Annotated in this window: 16 protein-coding genes; 5 read left to right on the top strand and 11 right to left on the bottom strand. The window is 57.8% G+C overall.

Annotated elements, in window-relative coordinates; all coding sequences use genetic code 11:
- Window positions 1–82 precede the first annotated feature (82 nt).
- Both AUC45_RS08620 and AUC45_RS08615 read left to right on the top strand, forming a co-directional pair.
- Entirely contained in the window at window positions 83–2329 is a 2247-nt protein-coding gene (locus tag AUC45_RS08620; protein WP_082701054.1) for a M3 family metallopeptidase, read from the top strand.
- Between the two features lie 10 nt (window positions 2330–2339).
- Window positions 2340–2741 (top strand): nuclear transport factor 2 family protein, encoded by a 402-nt coding sequence (locus AUC45_RS08615; RefSeq protein ID WP_067601119.1) that lies wholly within the window; start codon window positions 2340–2342, stop codon window positions 2739–2741.
- Between the two features lie 436 nt (window positions 2742–3177).
- On the opposite strand, the gene AUC45_RS08610 is transcribed toward AUC45_RS08615, so the two are convergent.
- The 3 genes from AUC45_RS08610 to AUC45_RS08600 all read right to left on the bottom strand — a co-directional run bounded on the left by AUC45_RS08610 (window position 3178) and on the right by AUC45_RS08600 (window position 6030).
- A complete protein-coding gene (locus AUC45_RS08610) occupies window positions 3178–3735 on the bottom strand; it encodes a hypothetical protein (RefSeq protein WP_067601116.1) in 558 nt (185 codons plus the stop codon).
- Between the two features lie 93 nt (window positions 3736–3828).
- A complete protein-coding gene (locus tag AUC45_RS08605) occupies window positions 3829–4581 on the bottom strand; it encodes an SDR family NAD(P)-dependent oxidoreductase (protein WP_067601112.1) in 753 nt (250 codons plus the stop codon).
- An 18-nt stretch (window positions 4582–4599) separates the two neighbouring features.
- Window positions 4600–6030 (bottom strand): SRPBCC family protein, encoded by a 1431-nt coding sequence (locus tag AUC45_RS08600; RefSeq protein WP_067601109.1) that lies wholly within the window; start codon window positions 6028–6030, stop codon window positions 4600–4602.
- Between the two features lie 105 nt (window positions 6031–6135).
- On the opposite strand from AUC45_RS08600, the gene AUC45_RS08595 reads away from it, so the two are divergent.
- A complete protein-coding gene (locus AUC45_RS08595) occupies window positions 6136–6672 on the top strand; it encodes a VOC family protein (protein ID WP_067601106.1) in 537 nt (178 codons plus the stop codon).
- 247 nt (window positions 6673–6919) lie between these two features.
- Here the strand turns inward: AUC45_RS08595 and AUC45_RS08590 are convergent, their stop codons facing one another.
- Window positions 6920–7729, bottom strand: coding sequence for a LuxR C-terminal-related transcriptional regulator (locus AUC45_RS08590; protein ID WP_082701053.1), 810 nt, complete (start codon window positions 7727–7729; stop codon window positions 6920–6922).
- Window positions 7730–7863: 134 nt separating this feature from the next.
- Here AUC45_RS08590 and AUC45_RS08585 point away from each other — a divergent pair, with 134 nt between their 5' ends.
- Window positions 7864–9483 (top strand): AMP-binding protein, encoded by a 1620-nt coding sequence (locus AUC45_RS08585; protein ID WP_067601103.1) that lies wholly within the window; start codon window positions 7864–7866, stop codon window positions 9481–9483.
- Between the two features lie 150 nt (window positions 9484–9633).
- Window positions 9634–10173: a GNAT family N-acetyltransferase gene (locus tag AUC45_RS08580; RefSeq protein ID WP_067601100.1), complete on the top strand. Its 540-nt coding sequence runs from the start codon at window positions 9634–9636 to the stop codon at window positions 10171–10173.
- A 150-nt stretch (window positions 10174–10323) separates the two neighbouring features.
- Here the strand turns inward: AUC45_RS08580 and AUC45_RS08575 are convergent, their stop codons facing one another.
- Genes AUC45_RS08575 through AUC45_RS08545 form a run of 7 tightly spaced genes read right to left on the bottom strand, consistent with a single transcriptional unit; the run spans window position 10324 to window position 16730 of the window.
- Entirely contained in the window at window positions 10324–11226 is a 903-nt protein-coding gene (locus AUC45_RS08575) for an SDR family oxidoreductase (protein ID WP_067601097.1), read from the bottom strand.
- A gap of 24 nt (window positions 11227–11250) precedes the next feature.
- Window positions 11251–12459: an acyl-CoA dehydrogenase family protein gene (locus AUC45_RS08570; protein ID WP_067601094.1), complete on the bottom strand. Its 1209-nt coding sequence runs from the start codon at window positions 12457–12459 to the stop codon at window positions 11251–11253.
- Window positions 12460–12484: 25 nt separating this feature from the next.
- On the bottom strand, window positions 12485–13264 hold the full coding sequence (locus tag AUC45_RS08565; protein WP_233998619.1) for a ThuA domain-containing protein: 780 nt from the start codon (window positions 13262–13264) through the stop codon (window positions 12485–12487).
- A gap of 3 nt (window positions 13265–13267) precedes the next feature.
- Window positions 13268–14038: an SDR family NAD(P)-dependent oxidoreductase gene (locus AUC45_RS08560; protein WP_233998617.1), complete on the bottom strand. Its 771-nt coding sequence runs from the start codon at window positions 14036–14038 to the stop codon at window positions 13268–13270.
- A 3-nt stretch (window positions 14039–14041) separates the two neighbouring features.
- Complete coding sequence (locus tag AUC45_RS08555) at window positions 14042–15214, bottom strand: thiolase family protein (protein ID WP_067601090.1); 1173 nt, start codon at window positions 15212–15214, stop codon at window positions 14042–14044.
- Window positions 15211–15636 (bottom strand): Zn-ribbon domain-containing OB-fold protein, encoded by a 426-nt coding sequence (locus AUC45_RS08550; RefSeq protein ID WP_067601087.1) that lies wholly within the window; start codon window positions 15634–15636, stop codon window positions 15211–15213. The genes AUC45_RS08555 and AUC45_RS08550 overlap by 4 nt, the downstream gene beginning before the upstream one ends.
- Before the next feature lie 11 nt (window positions 15637–15647).
- The gene (locus AUC45_RS08545; protein WP_156423794.1) at window positions 15648–16730 is read right to left on the bottom strand and encodes an acyl-CoA dehydrogenase family protein; all 1083 of its coding nucleotides are present in this window, start codon (window positions 16728–16730) and stop codon (window positions 15648–15650) included.
- Window positions 16731–16736 lie beyond the last annotated feature (6 nt).

The following is a 16736-nucleotide window of genomic DNA, read 5'->3' as shown; positions in this document are numbered from 1 at the left end:
CAGATCCGGGTGCTGTTGTAACATTCGATCACGTGGCGGCGCGGCCTATTGATTTGACTGCCAAAATCGGCAGAACGGCGCCATGAACTACGCAAAAACACTAGGTCGCCCCCTTTCCCGCCCCTTCGCAACATTCGCAGCTTCCGTATCAGCAGTCGCGCTGCTCTCCGGTTGCTCAGCCGCCTATTCCGACAGCGCGGCCAATCAGCGATCCGTTGCCACAGCCACAGAGGAAGCCGTGCCCGCCATTCCAGAAGCCACCGGTTATTTTGCCTCTGACAGCGCGTTGCCATTCCACGCGCCCGATTTCACGCAGATCAGCGAAGACGATTACCTGCCCGCATTCGAGCAAGGCATGGCAATCCAGAAAGCCGAAGTCGACGCAATCATCGCAAACTCAGACGCGCCCACATTCGACAACACCATTGTCGCGCTTGAAAAATCGGGCAAGGTGCTGGGCCGGGTCGGCTCGGTGTTCTTCCAGCTCACTGGCACCAATACTACACCGGGCCTTGATGCCATAAACAAGGAAATCAGCCCCAAACTTACCGCGCATTACGACAGCATCACGCTCAACCCAGCCCTCTTTGAGCGGGTCAAGGCAGTGTACGACAATCGCACCGCGCTTAGCCTGGATGTCGAAGACACCAAGCTGCTTGAACGCACTTACGACAACATGGTCCATGCCGGCGCGCTTCTTACTGCAGCACAGCGCGAGGCCGTGAAGGACATCAACACTCAGCTTTCAACGCTGACGACCGAGTTTGGCCAGATGGCGCGCAATGCGATGTCGGAACAACCGCTGATCATCGACACGGCCGAAGAACTCGCCGGCATGTCCGAGAGCGACATTCAGGCCGCTGCCACTTTTGCCGAAGAATTGGGTCAGCCCGGCAAGTTCGCCATCGCGCTTCAGAACACGACGCAGCAACCTTTGCTGCCCAGCCTTGAAAACCGCGAGACGCGTAAGAAGCTGTTCAAGCTAAGCTACAACCGCGCCGATGGCCGCACCGATATCGACACACGCGATCTGATTGCCCAGATCGCACTGCTTCGCGCCGAAAAGGCGGCGCTGTTCGGTGAGCCTGACTGGGCGAGCTACACCATGTATGATCGCATGGCGAAAAAGCCCGCGACTGCGCTCGGCTTTATGGAGCAGATGGTACCCGCCCTTGCTGCGACCCAGCGCAGCGAGGCTGGAATTCTGAACGAGGCGATTGCCGCCGAAGGCAAGAACCACACTGTCGAGCCATGGGACTGGTATCGTTACGCAAACAAGATCAAGGCCGAACAATTCGATCTCGATCAGGACGCCGTTATGGAATACTTCGTGCTCGATAGAGTGCTCGAAGACGGCATCTTTTTCATGGCGAAAGAGCTTTATGGCCTCTCTTTTGAGCGCCGCACCGATCTGCCCGTCTATCACCCAGACGTATCGGTTTACACCGTGTTTGAAGAGGACGGATCAGAGCTTGGCCTGTTCTACTTCGATCCGTTCCAGCGCCCTTCCAAACGCGGCGGCGCGTGGATGGGGAACTTTGTCGATCAGAGTTACATGACCGGCAATAAACCCGTCATCTACAACGTGCTCAACATCCCGAAGGCGCCTGATGGTGAAGTCCAGCTGGTGAGCTTTGACTGGGTGGAAACCGCCTTCCACGAATTCGGCCACGCAGTACACGGCCTGTTCGCCGATCAGAAATACGAAACCCTTTCTGGCACCGCGACGGCGCGCGACTTTGTCGAGTACCCGAGCCAAGTCCACGAAATGTGGGCGGTGTGGCCATCGGTGCTCGAAAATTACGCCAAGCATTACGAGACCGGTGAGACGATCCCTGCCGACATGATCGAAAAGATCGAGGCGGCTGGCAAATTTGGCCAGGGCTACGATTTCGGCGAGACGATGGAAGCCGCCCTTCTTGATATGAAATGGCATGCTCTGTCACCGGATGAGGCCCGCGCGCTGGTGGGTAACCCGGAAGCGGTCGATGCGTTTGAACGCAAATCTCTGACCGATCTGGGACTTGAGATTGATCTGGTGCCACCGCGTTATCGCAGCACCTATTTCAACCACATCTTCTCATCGCCTGCGGGGTATTCGGCAGGGTATTACAGCTATCTGTGGACCCAGATGCTCGATCACGACAGCCGCAACTGGTTCCGCAACAATGGCGGCCTCAACCGCGAGGCGGGCCAGCATTACCGTGAGACCGTGCTGAGCCGCGGGGGCACGATGGATTACGACGTGATGTACCGCAATTTCGCCGATCGTGACCCCGACGTGCAGTACATGCTCGAAGCTCTCGGCCTGACGGGCAGCGGGGAGTAAAGCTGCCGGGATGAGCGCTTCGACCGACCAGACCCCGCGCGAAATGCTCCAGGCCGTTTATGCGGCGGCAGGCGCGCGCGATTGGGACAAGGTCGAAACGCTCCTCCACCCCGATTTCATTCTACACGAAGCCGAATGCCTGCCCTTCGGAGGCGAATGGCGCGGGAAAGACGCGCTCAAACGCTGTGCCGAGGCCATGTATGGCACATGGGCGGAAGCGAAGGTCGACATCCACGATATCACTGGCGGTGACATCCATGCAGTGACAGTGTTGACCCTGACGATGACCTCAAAGCGAACCGGCGAGACCTTTGCCCAAACGGTGACTGAATGCGGGAGCTTTGAGGATGCCCTGCTGAAGGAATTGCGCATCCACTACTTTGACGCAGCTGAGGTTGCGGCGAAGGCTTAGGAACGAGGACGTTGTCCGCCTATGGCTTTTGCGGGAATGGCCCGAGATGTCGCAAAGCCCGCGCCGCAATAGCAAAGATGCACTTTCCGATTATTTCCAACCGAAGTTGACAAAGGTGACACCGTGTCACCCTATACCATCCTCCACAACCCTATGAAAAACAATAGTAAAAGTGTGTCTTGAGCTGGGTGACGGACAGGTGGAGGAACTGCATTTACCGGGCCGTGGGACTTCGTTCCGCAAAAGATCGCGATTTTTTGCGGTGTGCTTGAGGACTGACGATCAGAAAGAGCCGTGCGCGGTATGAGTTTCAAACGCGATGTAGGAAAGGCGCTCACTTAAGCAAAAGGCCAACATTCAGCTTGCTGCTAGTTGAGAGCTACTGAGAGACGTCGGAATGTCGGAATGCCGGGATCAAAGTGGACATTGGATTTCGCTACGCTTGCCACCAATTGTGTTCTTCTTGGACGATCCATTCATCGTCAGTTTTGACCAAGTAAATCTCTCCCGCCCAACCATGAGTATTGGAGGAGTTCTCCACGTAAACTGTCGCGCTTTCTCCTTGGATGTTGGGACTGCCAACTCGCAATACGCCGCTTGGGCAAAAGGAAAAGGCCGCGTCCCAACGGAGATGCGCAGGTAGCAAGTCAATGGGAATGGTCTGGCGCGCAGGGGATTGTTCCCAACGCGTGCTGTAGATACGGAAATCAGGCGGTACAGCACCAACTTCCCAATCGGTCCGTTCAAAATCACCTCTGCTGCCTGCGGTTTCCGGAGCAACGCAAAGCCGATAGTCGAAGAACCTATCGAGCCAACTTGCCTCGTCAGGATACTCAGTAACGAACTCGCGGTGCTGAGCCGCTACATCTGGCTGTGCGATTAGAACTGCGCCTACAATCTCTGTATAGTCCCGCGAAACGCCTTGATCTGCTCCGCTAGTTGAACACGCGCCCAGAACGATCAATGCAACCGAGAGAATTACTAGACGTAACATCGCCTCAATTTAGCCCATTTACCGACGACCGCAATTGGATCGTCAGCTGAATGTCGACTTCTGCCCGGCCCATTATCGCCTGTTCGCGGCCGCCTAAAGCGTCTGCCCGTCATCCAGGACAAAGTCCGCACCCGTCACATATTCCGCTGCATCAGAACACAAAAACAGCACCGGCCCATCCAGCCCTTCCTCGCCCATCAGGCGTTTTTTGGGGAAGCGGGCGATTTGTTTTTTGCCGGGTTCGGTGTCGAACCATTCATCGTTGATGGCGGTGCGGATATAGCCGGGGGAGATCGTGTTGACGCAAATGCCTGCGCGCGCCCATTCGCGGGCCATGCTGCGCGCGGCTTGCACCACGCCTGCTTTGCTCGCGGAATAGGCGACGAGGCCCGGGGATGGCTCGAACGCGGTGATCGACGCGATCATGACAATGCGCCCCTTCGTCTCGCCATTCGCAATCATCCGCTTTGCGCCTTCGCGGGCTGTTAGGATTGCGCCTTTCAGATTGACGTTGAGCGTGTGCTCAATCTCGGCTTCGGACATGGTGGTGGCCATGCCTTGGCCATCAATCCCTGCATTGGCGATGACAGTGTTGATGGGTCCAAGAGCGGCCTCGGCGGCATCAAACCCTGCGATAATGTCAGCCTCTTTCGCGACATCCATACTGACTGCAGCGGCTTTATCGCCGATCTCGGAAGCGAGCGCTTCGAGCCGATCCTTACGCCGCGCGCCCAGCGCTACTTTTGCGCCATTGGCTGCCAGAATTCGCCCAAAGCGCGATCCCAGCCCAGAAGACGCGCCCGTGATAAGCGCGGTGCGCCCCGAAAGATCAACCGATATGCTCATTCGCGCAGCCTTGGCGGTTTAGGCTTTTTGAGGCAACTCGCCATTCAGATATTTCTGCATCGTCTGGTTGAAGTGCCGCACGCGGCTATCCTGATAGGTGCCAAGCTCCATCAGCCCGTCCTTCATCGTGCGCATCCCTTCCTGCACATAGGGAAGGTTGGACATGTCCTGATCGAACACATTGGCAAGCTGCGGCCCCATCTTGTCGGCGGCCCAGGCGAAGGGTTCATCATCGGGAATGTAGGTGCACTCAACCGCGCGCGGGCGCTTCTCGCCTTTGGGCGTGGGGAAGAGCAGGCGGATTTCCATGATGGATTCGTGGCATGTCTCCCCCGGCAACCAGCGATAGGTCAGCGTTGGCAGATATCCGATCCACGGCGCGAAATTGGGGAAGATGTTGTAGGTGAAATTGTCGAGAATTTCGGTGTCGGAGGCTTCCGAATAATCGTAGCCATATTGTTCAGCGAAACCCTGACGACCGGCTTCTGCGAGAACGCGGCGTGCGGCGAGCGGGTCGGACGTGTCGAATTCAGCCTCGCCGCTATCATCGCCAGCGGCAAAGCGCCGGTTGGTCTCGCTATCCGCGCCGCCCGAAAACTCGTTCATTTTCTCGAGGACGTAATCCGATCCCTTGCCCTTTACGTGCGGACTGAGGACGCCCGAAGGCGTGATCGCGCGATTGAAGTGATCGCCAATCAGGTCGTAGCGCGTGTTGGCATCGCCGAGGAACGGCAGCAATTGCGGGTGCGTCGTGATCGAATGCCAGGCTTCCATGAAAGCCTCAGCAGTCGCTTTCCAGTTCGCAGGAAACTTCTTCTGCACCCACATGCCGGTGTAGCGGTTTTCGAAATCGTACCGCTCATAGTGTTCCGCGGCGGGTCCAAGATACGTCTTGAAGTCGGGCAGATCATGGTTCTCGGTAATCATGATAAAACCCTGCCAAAGCTCTACGCGCGCTTCGGGCAAGTCCATATCCTTGCCTTCCAGATGTTTGAAATCCCATCTGGAGGGGATCTCCTTCAGTGTCCCGTCATTGCGCCATGTAAAGCCGTGGAACGGGCAGCGCAGCTGTATCGCCGGGCCACATTCGGTGCGCAATTTGCGACCACGGTGAAGGCAGGCATTGTAGAACGCTTTGACGCTGCCATCCTTTTGCCGGACGAGCAGGAAGCTTTTGTCATTGATGTTGTAGACGACCGTGTCGCCGGAATCGGGCATTTCATCTTCGCGCGCAGCGAATTGCCAGACATTGGGCCACATCTTCTCGCGCTCAAGCGCCGCGTATTCCTCAGAGATATACGCTTCGACGGGAAGCGGATCGTTCCCCATGTCGCGGGTCGTTTCTTCAAACAGGTAATCGGGTGGGGTGCGCGTGTCGCCGTTCAGCATGTCGGTGTAGCTGATGCCCGGACACCGGTCTTCGCGTTCGACGTTCTTGATCTCGTTCATGTGCGGCCTCTCTTGATCCCAATACTCGCAATTTGTGCAGTGTTCGCGTGAATGAATATCACACAGTTTCGCAGGCAGACTACACTATCGGATTGGAGAGGATGCATGGCGCGCAATAGAGGGATTTCAGACCTTGGCGAGGTGATGCAGCTGGCCTTTGTGCCTGCCGATTTTGACGCAGCGGTAAAGCATTGGACGCAAGTGATGGGTGTGGGGCCGTTCTTTCTCATGGAAGGCATCCACCTTGAAGGCATGAAATACAAAGGCGCGCCCACTGATGCGGTGTTCGATCTGGCGCTGGCCTATTGGGGCGACATCCAGATTGAGCTGATCCGTCCGCGCGATGATCATCCTTCGATCTATAGCGGGGAGTACGCCGATGTGGGGGATGGGGTGCACCATGTGTGTATCTTGGTCGACGACATCACCGAAGCTTACGCGACGTGCGAGCGGGTGGGCGCGGAAATCGTGATCGAGGGTGCCTTGGGCGACAGCAAAGTGATCTATGTCGATCCGGGATCAGGGCCGGGCGGATTGGTCGAGATTCTCCAGCAGGGGGAGGCTGGCCCGGGCCTGTTCGCGATGATCAAGCAAGCGGGCGAGGCTTGGGATGGGTCGGAGCCCTTGAGAAAGCTGGGATGAGGAGTGATTGAGCTGCGAACGCCCATCCGGGCGTTCGTCCTCGGTGCAGCTCCTCCGCTACGCTACGGTGCACCTGCGGGCGGCCAGTCGGCCTTGCGGTCGCAATTGCTACCGTGCTCCGCGACCAAGCCATCGATGTAGCGCTGGAACGACGCCACAGGCGTCGCAAGGGCGACTGCCCGCCCGTAGCGGGCGCGGCTTGCCGCGCGTTTAGCGAGGACGAAGGCGCAGATGCGCCTTCGCAAGCTTAAGAATTCGCCCCCAGATAGCCCAGCTGGCCGGCCTTAAAGATGGTCTGCGCGCGGTTCACGCTGTCCAGCTTCTCGCCGGCGCGGTGGATGTGATAGCGTATCGTCGCATGGCTTCGTTCAAGGATCATGCTGATTTCCTTGTCCGTCTTGCCAATCGCTGCCCATCGCAAGCATTCCACTTCACGCTTTGAGAGCACGCAATCGGAAGGAATGCGTCGCTTAGTCCTGTGCGCCTGAACATAGCCCGCAACAAACCGCCGCGTGATCTGCGAGAACAGCACGCCATGCTGCGCGAATTCCTCGCTCAAATCCTCTTTATCGCGATCCATGCTGATAAAGCTGCTGGCGGAAATCTGGCCGAATGGCAGATGAACCGGGATCACAATCGCGGCCTTACAAAGAGATCGCTTTTCAAAATCGTTGAGGTCGATTTCTTCAAGGTACGAATTTCGCCAGCGCGTGTTAAAGCCGTGCTTGTTCACCCAGAAGGGCTCGCTTTCATAGCGACACGCGCGCGGCAGCGGTGAATGCAGGGCAAGACGATGATCTTCCCACCAGCGCGATCCATCATCCAGCCATTGGAAGACATCGGCATTGAGGATTGTACCATCGGCATCCACCATCGGCTCTTTGGAAGAGATATCATCGCACACCGCAATCTGCATGCCGCGCGCTTGCGCTATGTTTGCCAGATTAACCGCCGCATCGTGTATATCCTCGGTGCAGGTGATCGTGACAGTATCCAACAATTGTTCGATATTGCCGTGCGTCGCGGCTGCTTTCAGCTCGATGACATTGCTCGCCATGTTTGGCCGTCTCCTCTCTTGTTCCTCGAGTCGCGAGCCTACCCTATTTTTCGCAAATTGCCTCATACTTTACGTAGGGGAATTGCGTAAGGCCGATGGCTAGGTCTGATTGATCGATGAGGAGAACGTGCGCGATGTGGCTTGGCGAGAATTTTGGAGTGGCTTTGAAAGCGTTGGCTGAGGCGATTGAACCGTCCAGGCCCGCCCTTGTCCACGGGGGCCGCACAGTCACTTGGGGCGAGTTCGACAGTCGGACGGATGCCATTGCTGCAGGTCTTCGCGCGCGGGGGCTGAAGCCCGGCGACATCGCAGGCCAGATGCTGCGCAACACGCCCGATTACATGCTTGCCTATTTTAGCTGCATCAAAGCAGGCCTGTCGCCCGTCAATGTGAACTACCACTACAAGGACCGCGAGCTGTCCGACATCTGCCAGCGCTTCGGGATGAAGGCGCTTTTTGCTGAGAGCGATTTTGTCGATGCAGCACGCTCGGCTGCGGCCGATGGTGCCGATGTGATTGATGTAAGCGGCGCGGATTGGGAAGCTTTGCAGCAGACCGAATTGCCCGCCGATTTTGAAATTCACTCTGATCCCAAGGCGCTTTTCCTGACAGCCACCGGCGGCACAACCGGAATGCCGAAAGCCGTGATGTGGCCGATGATCGAGGCGTGGCAGGCGTTCAGCGTTTCGGTCTGGCAGCGCGGCTTTGGCGAACCGCCATTTGTTGCCACCTCACTCGAAGCGCAGGTCGAGGAAGCTGCGAAAATCGGCCCCGAACACCCTGCAAGCACATCGCCGATGATCGTGTTGAGCCCATTGATGCACGGTGCGGGGCAGTTCACCGCAGTTATTCACCTGCTGAAAGGCGGCACGCTTGCGCTTCTGCCGTCGGAGAAGTTCGATGCAGATACGGCAATTGATGAAATTCACCGGCTTGGCGCGCGCGGCACCTTTATCGTGGGCGATGCGTTCGCTCTGCCTTTGGCGGACAGGCTGGATGCGCGCGGCGATGGGGCAGAAAAGCTGGCGAGCTTGCGCCAAATCGTCTCATCAGGCGCGGTCTTTTCAGCCGCCAACAAACAGCGCCTTTTGGGTCATCATCCGCAAATGGTGATTATCGATGCCTTGGGATCAAGCGAAAGCTCTGGCACGGCGGTGACGATCACCACGGCGGCTGGCTCAACCGGCGGAGGCAAGTTCTCCGCGTTGCCGGGTCGCGAGACCAAGCTGTTCGATGAAGACCTCAATGAGATCAAGCAGGGTGAAGACGGCATCGGAGTGGTCGCGCGTGCAGGGCCACTGCCATTGGGCTATCTTGGCGAGGATGAGAAGAACGCCAAGACCTTTCCAGTGATAGACGGCGTGCGATATCTGATGACGGGCGATCAAGCGCGCTGGGCCGAAGATGGCTCGCTCGATTTTCTGGGCCGCGACAATATGTGCATCAACACAGGCGGCGAGAAAGTCTTTCCCGAAGAGGTGGAAGCGGTGCTGATGGAGCATGATGGCGTGGAAGACGCGCGCGTCGTCAGCCTCCCCGATCCGCGCTTTGGCCGCAAGGTGGTGGCCGTGGTGAAGGCCGACGGGGCCGATGCATCAGAACTCGAACCCGCACTGGATGCATGCGCGAGAGAAGGACTGGCGGGCTACAAAATCCCGAGGCTCTATGTTTTCACCAAGGGATCACTTCGGCTGAATAACGGCAAGCCGGATTATAAGACGGCGCAGAGGCTGGCGGATAAGGTGGATACGTAAAGCCGGCGATCCGATGCGCTCGAAGACGGCGCCAATGGTGGGACTTGTGGGGGTGCTTGTGGAATGGCAGCTCTCCGGGGCAATTCTCAGGTGGCCGGACCTTCAATCGAACAATTGATCCGCACAAATTTGAGGATAAGTTCCGGTTCCATGGGTCAGTCTTCCCGAGTTACCTTGCGCCCGGCGACCGTCGCCGATGCGCCCATGCTGGCGTCATGGGACCGCGAGCCGCACGTAATTGCTTGTTCCAGCGACGACCCGGACGCCGAGGTGGCTTTCGGTGGTATCGAATGGACCAAAGAGATCGCGGGTTCGACCAATGACAGTTACTATATGATCGCCGAAATTGCAGGTGAACCGGTCGGCGTCATGCAGGTTTGCGATCCCCACACCGAACAGACGCATTACTGGGGCGATATCGAACCGGGGCTAAGGGCCATAGACATATGGATCGGGCCGCCGGAATGGCTGGGCCGAGGGGTGGGCACGCAAATGATGACCCAGATGATCGACCGGTGTTTCGCCACACCGGATGTCACCGGCATCGTCATCGATCCATTGAACTCCAATAAAAGCGCGCACAGGTTCTATCGGAGACTTGGGTTTAAGATTGTCGGACGACGAATGTTCGATGAAGACGATTGCTTGGTCATGCGGTTGGAAAAGTCGGATTGGTCTGCCCGTACATGAGCTTGAAGGATTTGGTCTGGCACTAGCCCTTTTCCGAGATCAATTTCTAAGTAGATGGCAAATTTCGGAGAACCGAAAAACTGCGCCAGCCCGCTGGGACTGGGTTAAAAGCCGCCAGTCCGTTTCCGCTTCCGGCACGATGAGCTGCCCTCACCCCGTTGCGCGATCCGCCTTATCCTTCGCATTCGTCCCTTTGATCATCGCGCGCATCTGCTCCCATTCGGCATCGCCTAGCCCTTCGAGCATGGGGTAGAACGTGCCGCCGTTCGCCTGGTAGCCCGCTCCATCAATCGCCAATGTCTGTCCGTTCACATATTCCGCGCCCGGCCCCATGAGGAACACCGCCAAGTTGGCGAGCTCGTGCATTTCGCCCGCGCGGCCCATGGGATTGAGGTTGTTGCCAGAATTGCCGCCTGCGCCGCCCGGATGCAGGCGCGCGCTCATGCCTTTGGTTGGGAAGAGCCCCGGATTGATCGCGTTGAAGCGCAGGCCATAGCGGCCCCATTCGGTAGCCAGGCTTTGCGTCATCGCATGGATCGCGGTCTTGGACATGGCCGAAGGCACCACAAACGCGCTGCCCGACCAGACCCATGTCGTGAGGATCGAGAGGAAGCTTGCCTTCTTCTTCTCTTCGATCAGGCGCTTGCCAATGTCGAGCGTTACGTAAAACGTGCCGCGAAAGACGATATCCGAAATCGCGTTGAAGGCGTTGACCGATAGATCTTCGGTGCGGCTGATGAAGTTGCCCGCAGCATTGTTCACGACGCCTGTCAGAGCGCCGCCATCGGACCAGATTTTGTCGACCATTTCGTGGATTGCATCTGGATCGCGAATGTCGCAGGCATGACCCACCATTTTGCCGCCATGCTTTCCCGTCAGTTCGGCGATGCATTCGTCGAGCTTATTCTGTCGCCGACCGCAAATGTAGACAGTCGCGCCAAGCTTCAGGAATGCTTCGGACATCTCCTTGCCAAGGCCTGTGCCGCCGCCTGTTATAAGGATACGCTGACCTTCCATGAGGCCATCGCGGAACATCAGCTTTGAAACGTCCATGTAGTTTATCTTTCGTAAGAGGGATCAGAGACCCAAAACGGTTTTAGCGATAATGTTTTTCTGCACTTCGTCCGATCCGCCAAAGATCGTTGCGGCGCGGTTGTTGAGGTAGCGGCCCATCGCTGTTTGTGCAGCCTCGCTGCCAATGGGTTCGGGCGCTTCATTGCCGTAAAGTGGGCGCTCCAACGGCAATTGCAGCGCGTCCGGCCCAAGGAGTTCGAGCTTGAGTGTGTCGACATCCTGCCCGATATTCGACGCAAGCAATTTAACGAGCGAAGTTTGCGGGCCAGGCGAACGGCCCTTTGCAAGTTCTGCAAGGATGCGCAGCTCGGTGAATTCCAGCGCCTCGGCATCCAGACGCACGCGGGCCAAGCGGTCGCGGAAACGCGCGTCATGCGCGATCGCTCCGTTAACGCCGGAAGGCTGCGCTTGCGCCATTTCCTCCAGCCTTTCGATGCTCTGGAGCAGGCGCGGCGCAAAGCATGATCCGCCGCGCTCGTTTTCGAGCAGGAATTTGGCAATCGCCCAGCCTTGGCCCTCGTCTCCAATGCGATTGTCAATTGACGTGCGCGCATCGCTGAAGAACACCTGATTGACTTCGTGATCGCCCGACATCGAATGGATCGGGGTGACTTCGACGCCTTCCTGATCCATCGGGATCAAGAGGAAGGTTATGCCCGCCTGCTTTTTCACCGTCGTATCGGTGCGAACGAGCGCAAAAATCCAGTTGGCGTGATGCGCGTGCGTGGTCCAGATCTTGGAGCCGTTGATCACGTATTCATCGCCATCCAGCCGCGCAGAAGTCTTAAGGCTTGCAAGATCGGAGCCTGATCCCGGCTCTGAATACCCCTGACACCAGTAATCCTCGCCCGAGAGGATACGCGGCAGGAAGCGTTCTTTCTGTTCAGGCGTGCCGAAGGCGCAAATGACGGGGCCAACGAGCTTGAGGCCGAGGATGGACAGCGCAGGTGCACCGGCAAGCGCGCATTCCTTGTCAAAGATGAACTTTTGCACCGGGGTCCAACCCGTGCCGCCATCTTCTTCGGGCCAAAGCGGAGCGACCCAGCCTTTTTCAGCGAGGATCCGATGCCATTCGAGACCGATGTCGGGCTCCACAAACACGCCTGGCGTGCGCCGCGCTCCATCGCGCAAACGCTGCGGCAATTTGTCCGCCAAAAATTCGCGTACTTCCTCGCGGAAGGCGAGGTCTGCGGGTGAAAAGTTCATATCCATGGCGAGCGTCCCTTTATTCGCCTTCTCAAGCTTCTTCTCTGGTTTCTTCTCTCATGGCCCAGCCGATCGAACGGCGGAGCATGTCGTAGTAAACGTCGTAATTCCACGCGCACATTTCCTTGTGCGGGTAGAAATCCTGCATTCCGGGCAGATCGTAATGCCCGCGGCAATGCCCAAGCATGTTGTAAACGATCTCACCCTTTCCAACGTCGCGGGTGTAGAGAATTGGCACTTTGGTTTCGGGCCAATCGCTGTCGACAAAGCCGGTCGCCTCGCCTTTGAAGGTTGTCTGCATCAGCACGTTCAAATCATTGGTGACTTTGGAGATATATAGCTCGTCCACCACTTCGAAGTTGCTGATGCCTTTGCTGAGTTCATGCGTGTCATTCAACACTTCGACCTCGAACGGGCCGATGGGCGGGTGCGCTTTGAATTGCGTACCGAGCAGTTCCATCACGCCAGTCGTGTCATCTGGCGCATCGACCAGGCCTTCCTCAGTGAATTCAAGGATCGAGTTGGTGCCATGCAGCGCCAGCCATTTGCCGCCTTTTTCGAGCCACGACCTGATGTAATCCGTTTGTTCCTTGGTCGGGATTTCATCAACTGTGTAGGTGACGAGGAAACGGCACTGCTCTAGCCTCTCCAGTCCGGAATAATCGCACGCGACTGTGGTGCGGATGTTCGGATGTTCGGCGAGCAGTTTGAGGATCTCAATCCGCGGCGTATCCATATCGTGATACTTGCCGCCGATGATGAAATGCGCGTCTATCCGAGTGAGAGCCTGTGGGCTGGTGGGCATATCCATGGGTTAGCTCCTAATCGATCCGCCGCCATCAACTGTGAAGTCGACGCCTGTCGTAAAGCTTGCATCATCGCTAGCGAGGAAGAGCACGGCTTTGGCAACCTCCTCGGGTTCGCCGATACGATTCATCGGATGGGTGGCGGCGAAATTGGTTTCGATATTCTCTGGCGTGTCGACGCCCGAATATTTGTAGCGGTCATACATCGGCGTGCGGATCGCACCGGGGTGAACCATGTTCGCACGGATCGGCACGCCGCGTTCCGCGCAATCAAGCGCAACCGAGCGCGTCAGGCCAAGCAGCCCAGCTTTCGATGCCGAATAGGCCGCCACAAAAGCCGCTGCGCGTATCGCAATCATCGATCCAATGTTGACGATGGCGCCCGGCTCGCCGCTCTCCTCCATCGCAGGGAGCGCCGCGCGCATTCCGAAATAGGGCCCGTTCAAATTGATATCGATCGTCCGCTCCCACGTATCGAGTGGGCCATCGACGACATTGCCAGGTTCTGAAATCCCGGCGATGTTGCACAGCACGTTGAGTTTTCCGAACTGATCCTTCGCGAATTTCACCGCCTCGTGCCACTGGTCAAGATTGCGGACGTCGAGCTCGAACGCCTCGGCATTGTCACCCAGATCCTTGGCCAGCGCGCGCGCTTTCTTGATCTGAATATCGCACAGCAGCACTTTCCCGCCTTCTTCGACGATCATGCGGCCGACTGTCGCCCCGATCCCTTCTGCACCCCCTGTCACGAGCGCGACTTTCCCAGTCATCTTGCCCATGCTCTAACGCTCCAATATCGCCACAGCGGACAAGCCCGGCGCGCCATAGACATGCGAATAGCCGGTCTTGGGGCCTGAACCGTCACGTCCGGCGACCTGCCGTTCGCCCGCGCGTCCGCGCAATTGTTCTACATTTTCGTAGATTTGCCTAAGGCCCGAGGCGCCAATCGGCTCCCCGCAAGCAAGGCATCCGCCATCAGTGTTGATTGGCAGCTTTCCATCTAGGTTTGACCAGCCGTTTGCCAGCCACTCTTCCTGATCACCATCTGCGCAAAAGCCGTTTTCGGCCATGTGCATGATTTCTGCGCCGCTTTCGGTATCCTGCAATTGCGCGACTTCGATATCATCAGGACCGATGCCTGCCCCTTCAAATGCGGCTTTGGAAGCCACGACGGTGGGCTTCCCGCCTTCTTTGATCGATACGCCAGCCTGAAACACTTCAAAGCTGTCAGGCGGCCGTGTGCGCACGGCAATGTTGGCGATCTTTGCGGATTTGCCCGGTTCAAGCGCGCCCAGTTCCTTCGCCTTCTTCTCCGAAGCAAGGATCAGCGCCACGCCGCCTTCTGCCGGCGCGCAGAACATGAACTTGGTCAGCGGATCATTGATCATCGGTGCGTTCATGATCGTTTCGAGATCAATCTCGCTGCGCCGCCAAGCATGGGGTGCCTTGGCGCCATTGCGGAAGGCTTTTTCAGCCACCCGGCCGAGGGTGGTTCGACTGATCCCGTGAAGCTGCATGTAACGCTGGATTTTCAGGGCAAAGAACTGCGTCGTCAGCATCATGCCCGTCTGCCCATACCATTCTGGCAGACCGTAATCGGATGGCTTGGCGTTGAACGCGCCGCGCGGGTGCTTGTCGAAGCCAACTGCCAGCGCAAGATCATACATCCCGCTCGCGATCGCCTGTTGCGCGGCGACCAACGCGCTGCCGCCGGTCGCGCAGCCATTGGCGACATTGGTGAAGGGAAGCGAGGTCAGCCCCAGTTCATTGACCATGATATCGGCATTGCCAGCCGCTGCCGATCCGCCATAGGCGCATTCCATATCGGCCCATTCAAGCCCAGCATCCTTAAGGGCTTCGCGAACGGCGTATACGCCTTGTTCGCGGCCCGAGCGCTCTTCCGTGCGACCGAAGGGGTGGATGCCAGCGCCGATGATATAGACGTTTTCGCTCATGCAGCTTTCTCCTGCGCGCTTCGCATTGGGCGGAAAGCGTATGTGTCGTGTGTCGCGTTGAACGGGACGATGCAGAATTCGAGCGGCATGCCGAGCGTCAGATCGTCCAGCGTCGCATCGACAATGCGGGATTCGACAATCACTTCACCGGGGAGTTCGACATAGCCGAGCAGGAAGGGCACGAAATCAGGCGGACCTTCATCCGGGCCAGAGCCGGGGCCTTCATAGGGTTCCTTCGGCAGAAAACCCTGACTGGTCCAAGACCACAAAGTGCCGTGGCGCGAGAGTTTGTAGGGCTCGACATCCTTGGCAGCATCGCCTTGGGGCATGGGAAAGACGATCTCGCCAGATGGTAGGCGCCCGCCCATCAGATGCGGCTTTGCATCATCGCTCCACAAATCGGGGTCGATTTTCTGGCCCATCGCTGCTCTCCTCAGGCCGCCAGTGCGTATTCGGCAAGCACGGTATCGGTGTCGCCAAACAGCCGCGCGAGCACCATGACGCGTTTCATCGCGTGGCCAATGGCGAGCTCATCGGTGATCCCCATGCCGCCATGCATCTGCACCGCTTCGCGCGCGATGAAGTCCACTTGCTCGCTGATAAAAGCCTTTGCACCTGCTGCTGCGCGCTGGAATTGCGCTCTATCTGCCGGGTCAGTCATTGCCGCGCGGTAAAGCATCGAGCGCGACTGTTCGATCTTGGCATAGCAATCGACGAGGCGGTGCTGGAGCGCCTGAAAGCTGCCGATAGCCACGCCAAACTGCTCGCGTTCTTTGACGTAGACAAGCGTGTCATCAAGCAGGCGCTGGCCAAGGCCGACCATTTCTGCCGCTGCATAAAGCCGCATCGCGCCGACGATTTCATCGAGATCACCGCGCGAAAGATTGAGCCGCGCCGATGGCACGGCTCGGGTAAGCTTCAATTCGCCCGCAATGCTGCCATCGGTTAGGCGGTATGCACGCACTTCGACGCCTTGTGCATCGCGCGGGACCAGGAAGCATGTGGTTGCGCCATCGCATTTGGCCGTGACGATGAACTGATCGGCCAGCAAAGCGCCCATTACGAACGTTTTCTCGCCCGTCAGGACAAAGCCATCCGAGCTTCCCTCTGCCGCCATATGGCTCGCTTCAAGATCGTAGCGTTTAGCGCGCTCAGCCCAGGCGAAACTGATGATCTGCTGACCGCTGACGACGGCCTCCGCGGTTTCAGGATCGCCCGCTCTGTCGAGCAGGAACGCCGGTAGGACCCCCAACTCCAACCAAGGATCGGGCGAATTTGATGCACCAATCGCTTCGGCAACGAGCGCCAGATCAACGCTTGATCCGCCCATGCCGCCTGAGCCTTCCGAGACGGCGAGCGCAATAAGGCCCATTTCGGCAAGGCTTTCCCATCGCTCCCTGTCATAACCGGTCGGCGACAAGCGTAATTTGCGCCGTGCTTCTACGTCGATGGGCGCCGCGAAACGCGTCACACTTTCGCGGAACATTTCCTGTTCGTCGGTCAGATCGAAATTCACTTGTGT

Origin of the sequence: Erythrobacter sp. YT30, assembly GCF_001542875.1 — a bacterium.
In the GTDB taxonomy this organism is placed as follows: domain Bacteria; phylum Pseudomonadota; class Alphaproteobacteria; order Sphingomonadales; family Sphingomonadaceae; genus Erythrobacter.
This window is presented reverse-complemented; position numbering and strand designations above follow the sequence as displayed.